We start from the raw sequence: 12,465 nt of genomic DNA, 5'->3' as shown, positions 1-12,465 counted from the left end.
TCAGCCCCCCGCCGCGCGGACGACGGCGACGACGCGGTCGAGCTCGTCGTCGGTCATCGTGTGGAACAGCGGCAGCACGAGGGTGCGGTCGGTGAGGCGTTCCGTGACGGGCAGCGGCACCCCCGCCCGGTGGGCGTGCGCGGGCTGGCGGTGGGCCGCCATGATGCCGCGGCGCGCGGAGACGCCCGCGGCGCCGAGCGCGGCGAGCAGCCCCTCGCGGTCCAGCGGGTAGCCGTCGCCCACCTCGAGCCACAGCGACTGGAAGTTGCCCGTCCCCCACGCGGGGTCGTCGACGAGCCGCACCCCGGCGACCCCGGCGAGCGCGGCGCGGTACCGGGAGGCGAGCTCCCGGCGGCGGGCCACGACCTCGGGCAGCCGGCCGAGCTGCACGAGGCCGACGGCGGCCTGCAGGTCGGTCATGCGGAAGTTGAAGCCCACCTCGTCGTACACCTCGGGCGGGGCGACGACGCTGGCGTGGCGGTCGGCGGCGGACACGCTCATCGCGTGCTCGCGCAGGCGTCGCGCGCGGGCGGCGAGCGCCGGGTCGCGGGTGGTGAGCATGCCGCCCTCGCCCGTGGTCAGGAGCTTGCGGGGGTGGAACGACCAGGCGGTGAGCTCGGCCCCCGCCCCGACGGGGCGGCCGCGGTACGTGGACCCGGCGCCGCAGGCGGCGTCCTCGATCACGACGATCCCTCGCGGGTCGCACAGGGCGCGGACGGGGTCGAGGTCCACGGGCACCCCGCCCTGGTCGACCACGATCACGGCGCGCGTGCCGGGCGTGAGCGCCGCGGCGACCGTGGCGGCAGTGACGTTCCCCGTGCCGGGGTCGACGTCCGCGAAGACGGGGCGCGCGCCCACGTAGGTGGGGGCGTTCGCGGTGGCGACGAACGAGAACGACGGCACGACGACGTCGTCGCCCGGCCCGATCCCCGCGACGACGAGCGCGAGGTGCAGCGCCGTCGTGCAGCTCGACGTCGCGACGGCCTCGGCGGCGGCGACCGCGTCGGCGAACGCGGCCTCGAACGCGGCGACGCGCGGGCCCTGCGCCACCCAGCCGGACGCGATGACCTCCGTGACGGCGGCGATCTCCTCCGCGCCCATCCACGGCTGCATCACGTGGATGCGCGGCAGCGTCTCGGCGGTCGGTCCGGCGGTCATGCCGGCACCGCCTGCCGGCCCGCGGCGATCTCCTCGCGCAGGGGGCGCCACCAGTCGACGAGGAGCCGCAGCCCCTCCTCGATCCCGATGGTGGCGGTGAAGCCGAGGTCGTCGCGGGCCGCGCGGGTGTCCGCGAGGCGGCGCGCCACCCCGTTGACGGCCCGCTCGGGCCCGTGCTCCACGCCCAGGTCGGAGCCCATGACGCGCAGCAGGGCCTCGGCCAGCTCGAGCAGGCTCGTCTCGGTGCCGCTGGCGATGTTGTAGTGCCCGTCGGCGACGTCGCTGAGCGCGGCGAGCACGTTGGCGCGCGCGATGTCGGGCACGCAGACGAAGTCCATCGTCTGGCGGCCGTCGCCGAAGATCAGCGGCGGTCGCCCGTCGGCGATGCGCTCCATCCAGCGCACCAGCACCTCCGTGTACAGGCCGTGCACGTCCATCCGCGGGCCGTAGACGTTGAAGTACCGCAGCGCCACGTAGTCGAGCCCGGACATGGCGCGGAAGGAGCGCAGCATGCCCTCGTTGAACGACTTCGCCGCCCCGTAGAAGGTGTCGTTGTTGTGGTGGTGGTGCCGCTCGGAGGTGGGGAACTGCTCCGCCATCCCGTACACGGACGCGCTGGACGCGGCCACCACCCTGTCGACGCCGTGCTCGGCGGCGGCCTCCAGCACGGTGAACGTGCCGTCGACGAGCACCTCGAGCGCGAGCCGCGGCTCCTCGGCGCACTGCGTGATCCGGATCGCCGCCTGGTGGAAGACGAGGTCCTTGCCGTGGGTGAGGTCGTGCACCAGGTCCCGGTCGGTGATGTCGCCCTCGACCAGCTCCGCCCGCCCGGTGGCGAGCGCGTCGTCGAGGTTGGCGCGCCGCCCGCGCACCAGGTTGTCCAGGACGACGACGCGGCCGGCGCCGGCGTCGAGCAGCTGGTCCACCAGCGTCGACCCGATCGTGCCCGCCCCGCCGGTGACGAGGACCTCCGCCCCCTGCAGCGTGCTCATGCCGCACCCCCCACCAGCTCGCCCAGACCCCGTCGGTGCCCGACGGGGTACCCCGAGGGGCGCCCGGCGGGGACGCCGTCGCCCACCGGCGCGCCGTCGGCGGCGAGGCTGCGCGACGCGGCCTCCAGCACCCCCAGCACGCGCAGCCCCGCGGCGCCGTCCGTGACGGGCGCCCGGCGCTCGCGCACCGCCGCCGCCAGCTCCGCGACCATGACGCCCAGCGCCTCGCGCTCCGCGAGCGCCGGCGACCACGTGTCGCCCAGCCGGTAGGACACCGTCGCGGCGCGCCGATCCAGGCTGTCGAGCGCCTGCGTCTCGAGGTCCACGCCCCGGTCGTAGACGGACAGCCGCTGCTGCGGGTTGAGGTCGTCCCACACGAGGGTGCGCCGCGTGCCGCCGATGGTCATGCGCCGCACCTTCGTGGGGCTGAGCCAGTTGACGTGCACGTTCGCGACGGCGCCGCCGCCGAGCGGCAGGAACAGGTAGCCGACGCACGCCTTGCCGGCGCCGAGCGGGTCGCCGCCGTGCGCCGACACCGACTCGGGCCGCAGGCCGCCCGGCAGCACGAAGTCGATGATCGACAGGTCGTGCGGCGCGAGGTCCCAGAACACGTCGACGTCGGGCTGCACCAGGCCGAGGTTGATCCGCACGGAGTCGATGTACAGCAGGTCGCCGAGCTCGCCCGACGCCACCAGCTCGCGGATCTTCAGCACGACGGGCGTGTAGCAGTAGGTGTGGTCGGTCATGAGCACGAGGTCCCGCGCGGCGGCCTCCGCCACCATCTCCCGCGCCGCGTCGGCGCCGTCCGCGATCGGCTTCTCCACGACCACGTGCTTGCCGGCCCGCAGCGCCGCCATGACGACGGCGTGGTGGGTGCGCGCGGGCGTCGCGACGGCGACCGCGTCCACGTCGTCGCGCGCCAGGAGGGCGTCGAGCGACGTCTCGACGGCGACCAGGTCCGACCCGCCGGACGACAGCGCGACCCGGCGCGCCCGCTCCTCGTCGAGGTCGCACACGGCCGTGAGCTCCCAGTCCTCGGACGCGGCGAGGTTGCGCGCGAGGTTCGGCCCCCAGTACCCGGCGCCCACGACGGCGGCCCGCAACGGTGACGGCATCTTCGACTCCTCCTGCCGGCGCCCGACGACGCCCTCCCGCTGTCCCCGACGGACACCGGATGCGTCGAACGTAAGCGCGCGGTCGGGACCCGTTGAAGGCCCGTCGTGCCAGTTCACCCGCCGATCCCGGGTGAAACGAGGCCCGCGGCGGGCGGCGCACGAGGAGGGCGGGTGAACTCCGCCGGTGCCGGGGTGAACTGTCGTCCCGCCCGGTCTCCGCGGCGCGCCGGAGACATAGCCTGACCGCACGGCGACCGCCGTCGCCGCCGCGCCCGCCCGAGCCCTTCCGAGGTCCGCCGTGCACCGTCGTCCCGCCCCGCTCCTCGCGGCGACCGTCCTGCCGGTCGTCGTGGTCGCCGCGCTGCTCGGCGGGTGCTCGCCCACGGGCTCCGGCGGCGACGGGACGGGCGGCGGCACCTCCGCGACGCCCGTGACCCGCTCGACGGACCCGACCGACGCCGACCCGACCGACGCCGCCGCCGGAGACGGCACGGCCGCCACCGGCACGGACGCCCCGGCCACCGGCACGGACGCCTCCACCACCCCGACGAGCGACCCGACCGCCGGCAGCGGTGGGCAGTCCGGCGGCGACGGGAGCGAGGTCGCGCCGCCCGCGAAGGCGTCCGCGACCGGCCTCGGCGACCTGCTGGCCGACGTGCCCGCCGCGGGCCGCCTCACCCACGCCCCCCGTAGCGGGAACGCCACGGACCGGCTGGTCGTGGGCTTCCCGGACGGCGTCGTCCTCGTCCCCGAGGACGCCACGGTGCGCAGCAGCTCCGTCACGCGCGAGAAGCGGCGCGTGCAGGCCGCGCTCGCCGCCGGCGTGCCCCGCCCGTGCGCCGACGTGCTGCTGGCCTACCGGTCATGGTTCACCTCCGGCGGGTTCGCCGAGGCGCCGCGGCGCGGGGAGGCCGCCGGCACGCTCGCCCGGTTCACGCGGGGCACAGGCTCGAGCGCGGAGTCCGTCACCGTGGCCGCCGACGCCCGCGGGGCGAAGGGCGGACGCTGCGCCGTCGAGCTGCACGCCGCCCTCGTCGTGCCCGCCGGGGCCGCGCGGTGACCGCGCCCGCGGGCACGTCCCGGCCCGCCGTCGCGCCCGACGGACCGGCCGGCCCCACGGGGCGGCCCCGCTCCCGCACGGTCGGCAAGGTGTCGTCGGTCGTCGTGAGCCTGGGCGTCGTCAGCCTGCTCACCGACGTGTCGTCCGAGGCCGTCGCCGCCGTCCTGCCCCTGTACATGACCACGGCGCTCGGCCTCACGACGATCGCCTACGGCCTGGTCGACGGCGTGCTGCAGGGCGCGAGCTCCGTGGTGCGCATCGCCGCGGGCTGGGCCGCCGACCGCGGCGGGCACCCCAAGCGCGTCGCCCTCGTCGGCTACGCGGCGTCCGCGCTCACCCGCGCCGGGCTGCTCCTGTCCACCGGGGCGGGCGCCCTCGTCGCGCTCGTCACCCTCGACCGGTTCGGCAAGGGCATCCGCACCGCGCCCCGCGACGCCATGATCGCCGCGTCCTCCACCCCGCGGAACCTCGGCCGGTCGTTCGGCGTGCACCGCGCCCTCGACACCGTCGGCGCCGCCCTCGGCCCGCTGCTCGCCTTCGCCGTCCTGTGGCTCGTGCCCGACGGGTACACCACCGTGTTCGTCGCGTCGTTCGGCGCCGCGGTGCTCGGCGTCGCCGTGCTCGTGCTCCTCGTGCCCGACGTGCGGCCCCGCAGCGCCGCCTGGCTCGCCAAGCACCGCACCCGCGGCGAGCGCGGCCTGCCCGCCTGCAAGGGCTGCACCTGCGACGCCCCCGGCCTGGAGACCGTCGGGGTGCGGTTCAGCTGGGCGTTCCTGCGGATGCCCGCGATGCGGCGCACCGTGCTCGTCGCCGGGTTCCTCGCCCTCCTGACCGTCGGCGACGGGTTCCTCTACCTGGCGCTGCAGGACGGCGGCCAGTTCGCCGCGCACTGGTTCCCGCTGCTGTACGTGGGCACCAACGTGGCCTACATGTCCCTCGCCGTGCCGTTCGGCCGGCTCGCGGACCGTGTGGGCCGCACCCGCGTGTTCGTCGGCGGGCACCTCGCGCTGCTCGCCGCGTACGTGTGCGCCACCGGGCCCGGGTCGCTGCCCGTCACGCTCCTGGTCCTCGTCCTGCTGGGCGCCTTCTACGCCGCCACCGACGGCGTGCTCGCCGCCCTCGCGGGCGCGACCGTGCCCGCCACCGTCCGCGCGTCGGCCATCGGCACCGTGCAGACCGCGGTCGCGCTGGGGCGCCTCCTGGCCTCCGTCGGGTTCGGCGTCCTCTGGTACACCGTGGGCCGCGACGCCGCGCTCGCCACCGTGGCCGTGCTGCTCGCCGTCGCCGTCCCCGCCGGGTGGCTCCTGCTGCGCGGCCACGGCGACGCCGTCCCCGCGCCCGGCGACTCGCAGGACACCGCCCCGTCCCGCGCCCGAGCGGACAGCGGTCCGTGAGCCGCACCGCCCGGATCGCGGCCGTCGCCGCGATCGCCGTCGTCGTGCTCGTCGTCGTCGGCGTCGTCGGGGCGCTCGAGCTGCGGCGCTCGCGGGCCGAGCGGGCCGCGCCCACCGACGTCGCCGTCGCGGCCGCGGGCTCCTTCGACGACGGCCCGCGGATCGTGTTCCGCTCCACCGCGCCCGGCGACCTGTTCGGGCGCGTCGCCGTCGTCCCGCTCGACGACCCGGCCGGGCCGCGCGACGTCACCCCCGCCGCGTGCGACCGGGTCGACGCCGTCCCCGGCCGGGCGTCGTGCCTGCGCACGGGCCGCGGCGTCGCCCCGACGTTCTCCGCGTCCGTGCTCGACGCGTCGTGGCGCGACGTCGCGACCTGGCCGCTCCCCGGGGTCCCGAGCCGCACCCGGCTGTCCGACGACGGCACCCGCGTCTCCACGACGGCGTTCGTTACCGGCCACTCCTACGCCGCCACCGGGTTCTCCACGGAGACGGTGATCCACGACCTCTCGGCCCTGCCCGACGGCGAGCCGGCCGGCCTGGGCAACATCGAGGAGTACGCGCTGCTGGTCGACGGCGAGAAGATCGCGCCGGTCGACCGGAACCTGTGGGGCGTGACGTTCGTCGACGACGACACCTTCTACGCCACCGCGCAGTCGAAGACCCTCGGTCACACGTGGCTGGTGCACGGCGACGTCGCTGGCCGCACCCTCACCGCCGTCGCCGAGGACGTCGAGTGCCCCTCCCTGTCCCCCGACGGCACGCGCATCGCGTTCAAGCGCGACGTCGGCGACGCGCCGCAGGTGCACTGGACGCCCGCCGTGCTGGACCTCGCCTCCGGCGACGTCACCGTGCTCGACGCCGAGCAGCGCGACGTCGACGACCAGATCGAGTGGCTCGACGACGCCACGATCCTCTACGGCCTGCCCCGCGCCGACCAGCCCGGCGTCACCGACGTGTGGCGGCTGCCCGCCGACGGCTCCGGCTCCCCCGCCGTCCTCGTCCCCGAGGCCTGGTCGCCGTCCGTCGTCCGGTGAAGCGGTCGCTCAGCGCCGCGTGCTGACGAGCGTCGACGACGACGGGCGCCGCCGCCAGGTCAGGTCGTCGCCACGCCCGCGCGACATGCCGACGGGCAGATGACCCGGCGGTAGCACGCCGCTGCCCGAGGGCGCGGCGGCTCGGTCATCTGTCGGCCACGAACAGCACGTCCACCCAGTAGCTGTGCGGCGCGGTGCCGGACGGGAAGCCCTGCCCGTAGACGTACGCGCCGCCCGGAACCAGCGTCGACAGCGGCCCCACGGTCCGCACCTGGGACAGGGCGTTCCTCGTCACCGCGTACCAGCCGTTCGGCGCCCAGTACGAGGCGACGAACGACTGCCCCGCGGTCACCCGCGCCGGGGTGTCGAACAGGATCGTGCGCCACCCGGTGCCGGACACCTCGGCGGCGGATCCGGTCCCGAGCAGCGTGCCGCCCGACGACCACAGGTACCCGACGTGCGTCCCGGTGTTGCCGGGGCCCTGGTAGAAGCGCACGCCCTTGACCGTGCCGGCCTGCGTCGTGGTGATGCGGGTGCCCACCTGGACCGGGTCCGGGTCGGGCCACGACGCCGAGGCCGGGGTGTCCGCGTCGGTCCAGAGCCCGGTGGGCACCGGCTCGGTCACCGCCGTGGTGAACGACCAGGTCTTCAGCACGTCGCCGGCGAGGGTCACCGTCGCCGTCACCGTCACGCCCTCGGGCAGCGCCTGGGAGGGCGTGAACGTCACCCGACGCGTCGCCGGATCGTAGGACGACGTCCCGGCGACGGCGGTGGTGCCGACCTTGAGGGCGAGGACGGGGTCCGCCGCGATCGGCGCGTACGACAGGCGGGCCGTCACCGTCGTCGCCGCAGGGACGCCGGTCGCGCCCGCGTCCGGCGACACCGACGAGACGCGCAGCGGGCCGTTGGTGAACACGACGTCCACCCAGTAGTTCGCGTTCTCGTAGCTGTACTGCGGGAAGCCGCCCCCGTAGAGGTACCGGCCGCCCCCCACGGGGACCGCCAGGGGGCCGGCGGAGTACGCCTGCCCGAAGTAGTTCCTGTCGTAGGAGTACCGCCCCTGCGGCGCCAGGTACGACACGACGTACTTCGCCCCCGCCACCACCGGCACCGGCGAGGAGAAGGTCGCGGTCTGCCAGCCGGACGCCGTCTCGTTCGTGAACGTCGCCGTCGCGAGGCGCGTGCCGCCCTCCGACCACAGGGATCCGGTGTGGGTGCCGCCGTTGCCCGCACCCTTGTAGAAGCGCACGCCGGTGACGTACCCGTCGTCGTCGGGCACCACGACGGTGCCGAGCTCGACGGCCGCGGAGTCGCGGTCCGCCTCGACCGCGGGCCGCGCGCTCCCGAACAGCGTGCACGGGCACGCCCCGGAGGCCGCGGCCGTCGTGAACCGCCACGTGGACGACAGGTCCGTGCCACCGCCCGTGCCGGCGAACGACGCCGTGTAGACCGCTCCGGCCGCGAGCGCGGCGTCCGGGTCGAGCGTGAGGGTGCGGCCGGTCGCGTCCTTCGTGGTCGTGCCGGCCACGACCACGCCGAGCGCGTCGCGCAGGGTGAGCGTGGCGCCGGCGGCGAGCGGGACGCTCGCGGTGACGGAGACGGTGGTGGCGCGGTCGACGTCGATCGCGCCGTCGGCGGGCGTGCGGGCCGACAGCGTCGGCACCGTCGGCGTCGGCGTGTACACGACGTCCACGAGGTAGCCGGTGGACGTGGTGGTGCCCGGGAAGCCCGTGCCGTACGTGTACGCCCCACCGTTCGGAGGCGTGGCCAGCTGCGGGGTCGTGATCGGCTGCGCGAGGCCGCCCGCGGCCACGGCGTACCGGCCGGTCTCGGTGCGGTAGCTGACCGTGTACGTCTGGCCGGCGGTCACCGGGACGGGCGCCGGCAGGGCGGTCTCCTGCCAGCCGGACGTCACGGGCGAGGTCACGGTGGCCGTCGACAGCCGCGTGCCGTCCGGGCCCCACAGCGCCACCGTGTACGGGCCGCTGCTCGCGGCCCCCTTGTAGAACTGCACGGCGGACACCGTGCCGTCCGCCGCGGGGGTGAACCGCGTGCCCAGCGTCACCGCGTCGGGGTCGGTGTCCGCCTCGACGCCGGGCCGCACCGACTCGTCGTACAGGCCGCACGGGCAGTCCACCGACGCTGGCCGCAGGGTGCGGAAGGACCACGACGCGCCCGTGCCCACGGTCTTGCCGTCGGTCGACGTCGCCGACACGGTCGCCGTGTACGTCACGAAGCCGGCCAGGGCGGCGCCCGGCCGGAAGGTCACGGTGCGCGTGGTGGGGTCGTAGGTGGTCGCGCCGCTCACGGCCACGCCGTTGGAGTCCTTCAGCACCATCCGGACGGTGCCGGCGTCCACGACCTTCGACAGCCGGACCGACACGGTCGTGTCCGTCGGGACGCTGACGGTGCCGGCGGCCGGCTGCTGGCCGATCGCCGCGAGGGGCGAGTCGTCGGTGGTCGTGAACACGGGGTCCACGTAGTAGGCGGAGTTGTCCCAGGTCTGGGTGGGCACGGTGCCGGCGTTCCCGAACACCCCCGCCGGCGTGGCCCCGAACCCCCCGGGCACCGACAGCGGGTACGCGTCCACCGGGCGCGAGGAGAACGCGTCCGCCGCGACCGCGTAACCACCCGCCGGTGCGGTGTACGAGGCCGTGTAGGTGACGCCGGCGGCGACGGCGACCGGCTGGGAGAACTGGGCCGTCTGCCATCCGGTCGCGGACTCGCCGGTGAAGGTCACGGCGGCGAGCTGCTCCCCCGACGGGCCCCACAGGGCGCCGCGGTGCGTCCCGGTGTTGCGCGGGCCCTTGTAGAACCGCACGCCGGTGACGTAGCCGTCCGACAGCGGCTCGAACCGCATCCCCAGCTCGACCGCGGACGTGTCGTCGGTCGAGGGCGTCGCGGGCGTCTCGGCTCCGAAGACGGAGCACGGGCACGAGACCGTCACCCCGACGGAGGACTGGGCGCCGATGTTGGCGCTGTCGTCCGTGGCCCGCGCCCGGATCTGGTTCGCCCCCACCCCGTGCTGGATCCCCGTGTACGACCACGTGCCGCGGCCCGTCGCGGGATGCCACGTGCTGCCCCCGTCGAGGGACACCTCCACGCCGGCCACCTTGCCGCCGCCCGCGTCGGTCGCGGTGCCCGTGACCGTCACCTTCGACCCGTTGGAGAGGGCGCCGCCCGTGGGCGAGGTGATCGTCGCCGTCGGGCCCTGCGTGTCCGTGGACGCCGGGGTCGCCGTCAGGCCGGCGGCCGGGGTGCGGGGCTGCGCCCCCATGTCCGCCAGCAGGTTCATCGTCGCCTGCCGCATGCGGGCGTCGGCGGGGGCCCCGTCGCCGTCGTGCGTCTGGTCCAGGCCCCACGCCCACTGCACCGTCCCGGCACCGAAGACGAGCGCGCCGCTCGGGGCCCGGTACAGGGTCGCGTGGTGCGTGGTGGTGCCCGGCTCGACCGTGTTGCCGAAGTCCTGCAGGTACTCCGGCACCGCGCCCGTCGTCGTGGACAGGCGCACCAGGCCGGCCGGCCGCGAGCCGTTGTCGACGTCCTCGTCGTTCTCGTAGCCCACCGTGTGCGCGGCGAGCGCCTTCGACGTGCCCGGCGCGAGGTTGGTCAGGTCGGTGCCGCGCCACAGGCGGAGCTTCCCCTCCTCCGCCGTGACCGTGAGCGGCAGGTCGGAGTAGTTGACCATGTACATCGTGCCCGTGAGCGAGTTCTCCGGCCGCCCGGCGCCGTTCGCCGTGCTCGCGAAGCGCGGGTCGCGCCACGTGCCGGTCCACTCGGCCTTCGGGTCGAGCTTCCGGTTCGCCCACGTCTCCTTGTAGGACACGAGGGTGCGGTACGGGGTGGCCCCGCCCGCGGCGGCCGGCTCGTAGCGGGTGTGCCAGTAGACCTCGTTGCCGCTGAAGAACGCGAGGTTCACGCCCGCGTCGCGCGCCGCCTCGACGTTGGCGCGCTGGCCGCCCGACCAGTACTCGTCGTGCCCCACCGACAGGAACGTCTTGTGGTTGAGCAGCAGGCTGCCGTACCGGTCGGTGTCCACGCCCGCCTGGTAGGAGACGTCGTACCCGTTCTGCTCCAGGAAGCGCACCATCGCGTACTCGGAGCTGAAGTAGAAGTCGCGACCCCGCTCGAACCCGCGGGTCGAGAACGGCCGGTTGTAGCTGAGCTTGTACGCCCGGTTGTTCGCGCCGCCCTGGTAGAAGTCCGAGCCGCCGTACATGTTGTACGCGTGCCAGGTCGGGTCGGACGTCTGGAACACGATGTCGGAGCGCGAGTCGTCGTCGCGGACGACGAAGGTGATGTGGCTCGCGCCTCCCGTGTCCGGCCGGTACAGCCTCGCCACGTACACGCCCGAGACGGCGTCGGTGGGCACGTTCCAGTGCGCGCTCACCGCCCAGTTGCCGCAGTCGTACAGCTCGGTGGTGACGTCGTTCATGCACTCGGGCTGACGCTGCGGCAGCGCGACGTCGAGCGGGATCGACGTGATGTGCCGGGCGCCGAGGCCCTGGTACCAGCCGGTGCGGTACACGTCGATCGTGTAGGCGCGCGCGTCGGTGTCGATCTTGAAGTCGATCCGGTCGCCCCCGTCGACGCTGATGTCGGTCGCGAAGCCCTGGATCGAGGAGTCCCCGGCACCGCTGATCTCCCACTCGTCGGGGTCGGTGCCCGGCTTGGAGTTCTCGCACACGATCGGGTTGCCCCCGGTGGTGCAGGGGTCACCTGCGGCCGTGGCGGTGGTGGCGGTGAACGCGCCGGCGACGAGGGCCAGCACGCCCAGCACGGCGGCGGCCGGCCGGTGCCGGACCGACCGGCGTCGACGGGAGTCGGCACTCGCCAGGGCGCTGTTCACGCCTGCAAATCTACGAGCGCGATGCCCGCGGCGGACCGGCCCGGAGGGAAATCCACCCGGCCGCGCGCGGGTGATTCTGCGTGCCCCGAGCACGCGCCCGTGGCCCTCGCGAGGCTCGGACGACGAGGCTCAGGCGCGGGCGGTGTGGAACTTCCCCTGCGCGGCGAGCAGGCCCTCGACCAGCACCATCTCGACGGCGTCGGCGGCGTCGTCGACGAGGATGGGCAGGTCCTTGCGCTCGGTGGCGGAGAAGTCCTTGAGCACGTGGTCGGCGGTGTCCGTGCGGCCCGGCGGACGGCCGACGCCGACGCGCACGCGGACGTAGTCCTTGGTGCCGAGCGCCTTGGTGATGTCGCGCAGCCCGTTGTGGCCGCCCTCGCCGCCGCCGGACTTCAGCTTGATGGTGTCGAACGGGATGTCGACCTCGTCGTGCACGACGACCACCTGCGCGGGGTCCACGCCGTAGTACTTGACCAGCCCGGCGACAGGGCCGCCGGAGGTGTTCATGTACGTCGTGGGCTTGGCGAGCACGACGCGCGGGCCGGGGCGCCCGCCGGGCAGCACGCCGAGTCGGGTCTCGGCGACGACGGCCTGGGCGCGCGCGTGCCGGGAGAAGCGGGCGCCGGTGCGCTCGGCGAGCAGGTCGAGCACCATCTGCCCGACGTTGTGCCGATTGCCGGCGTACTTGGGGCCGGGGTTGCCCAGCCCGACCACGAGCCAAGGGGTGTCCGTCATCTGCATCCCTCTCCCACGCGTGCCCCGAAACCTGTTGTGGGCGGGGGGGGGGGGGGGGCGCTTGGAGGGGGGGGGGGGGGAAGAGAAACCCCACAAACGGGAAGGGTGGGAACTCGGGCCCCCGCTCG

Annotated in this window: 8 protein-coding genes; 3 read left to right on the top strand and 5 right to left on the bottom strand. The window is 75.2% G+C overall.

The window, feature by feature from the left end:
* From ACWF41_RS14240 to ACWF41_RS14230, 3 genes are read right to left on the bottom strand one after another with little or no spacing between them, the layout of a single operon-like run.
* Positions 1-1,158 carry a DegT/DnrJ/EryC1/StrS family aminotransferase gene (locus tag ACWF41_RS14240; protein ID WP_380318552.1) on the bottom strand — a complete coding sequence of 386 codons (1,158 nt, stop codon included), beginning with the start codon at positions 1,156-1,158 and terminating at the stop codon, positions 1-3.
* Positions 1,155-2,150: an NAD-dependent epimerase/dehydratase family protein gene (locus ACWF41_RS14235; RefSeq protein WP_380318555.1), complete on the bottom strand. Its 996-nt coding sequence runs from the start codon at positions 2,148-2,150 to the stop codon at positions 1,155-1,157. Before ACWF41_RS14235 ends, ACWF41_RS14240 begins: the two co-directional genes overlap by 4 nt.
* Complete coding sequence (locus ACWF41_RS14230) at positions 2,147-3,265, bottom strand: Gfo/Idh/MocA family protein (protein ID WP_380318558.1); 1,119 nt, start codon at positions 3,263-3,265, stop codon at positions 2,147-2,149. The genes ACWF41_RS14235 and ACWF41_RS14230 overlap by 4 nt, the downstream gene beginning before the upstream one ends.
* A 298-nt stretch (positions 3,266-3,563) precedes the next feature.
* Here ACWF41_RS14230 and ACWF41_RS14225 point away from each other — a divergent pair, with 298 nt between their 5' ends.
* From ACWF41_RS14225 to ACWF41_RS14215, 3 genes are read left to right on the top strand one after another with little or no spacing between them, the layout of a single operon-like run.
* Entirely contained in the window at positions 3,564-4,325 is a 762-nt protein-coding gene (locus ACWF41_RS14225; RefSeq protein WP_380318561.1) for a hypothetical protein, read from the top strand.
* The gene (locus tag ACWF41_RS14220; RefSeq protein WP_380318564.1) at positions 4,322-5,719 is read left to right on the top strand and encodes an MFS transporter; all 1,398 of its coding nucleotides are present in this window, start codon (positions 4,322-4,324) and stop codon (positions 5,717-5,719) included. The genes ACWF41_RS14225 and ACWF41_RS14220 overlap by 4 nt, the downstream gene beginning before the upstream one ends.
* The gene (locus ACWF41_RS14215) at positions 5,716-6,753 is read left to right on the top strand and encodes a TolB family protein (protein WP_380318567.1); all 1,038 of its coding nucleotides are present in this window, start codon (positions 5,716-5,718) and stop codon (positions 6,751-6,753) included. The genes ACWF41_RS14220 and ACWF41_RS14215 overlap by 4 nt, the downstream gene beginning before the upstream one ends.
* 145 nt (positions 6,754-6,898) lie before the next feature.
* Here the strand turns inward: ACWF41_RS14215 and ACWF41_RS14210 are convergent, their stop codons facing one another.
* Positions 6,899-11,602 (bottom strand): DUF4082 domain-containing protein, encoded by a 4,704-nt coding sequence (locus tag ACWF41_RS14210; protein WP_380318570.1) that lies wholly within the window; start codon positions 11,600-11,602, stop codon positions 6,899-6,901.
* Between the two features lie 129 nt (positions 11,603-11,731).
* Positions 11,732-12,337: an aminoacyl-tRNA hydrolase gene (pth, locus tag ACWF41_RS14205; RefSeq protein ID WP_380318573.1), complete on the bottom strand. Its 606-nt coding sequence runs from the start codon at positions 12,335-12,337 to the stop codon at positions 11,732-11,734.
* Between the last annotated feature and the right edge of the window lie 128 nt (positions 12,338-12,465).

The sequence above is a fragment of the Isoptericola sp. NPDC055063 genome, from assembly GCF_053608125.1.
The sequence above is the reverse complement of the archived record's forward strand: the minus strand, read 5'-3'. Positions and strand labels throughout refer to the sequence as shown.

Bases quoted from the DNA above. Each gene is read 5' to 3' on its own strand.
- ACWF41_RS14240 (WP_380318552.1), bottom strand. From the start codon at position 1,158: ATGACCGCCGGACCGACCGCCGAGACGCTGCCGCGCATCCACGTGATG.
- ACWF41_RS14235 (WP_380318555.1), bottom strand. From the start codon at position 2,150: ATGAGCACGCTGCAGGGGGCGGAGGTCCTCGTCACCGGCGGGGCGGGC.
- ACWF41_RS14230 (WP_380318558.1), bottom strand. From the start codon at position 3,265: ATGCCGTCACCGTTGCGGGCCGCCGTCGTGGGCGCCGGGTACTGGGGG.
- pth (WP_380318573.1), bottom strand. From the start codon at position 12,337: ATGACGGACACCCCTTGGCTCGTGGTCGGGCTGGGCAACCCCGGCCCC.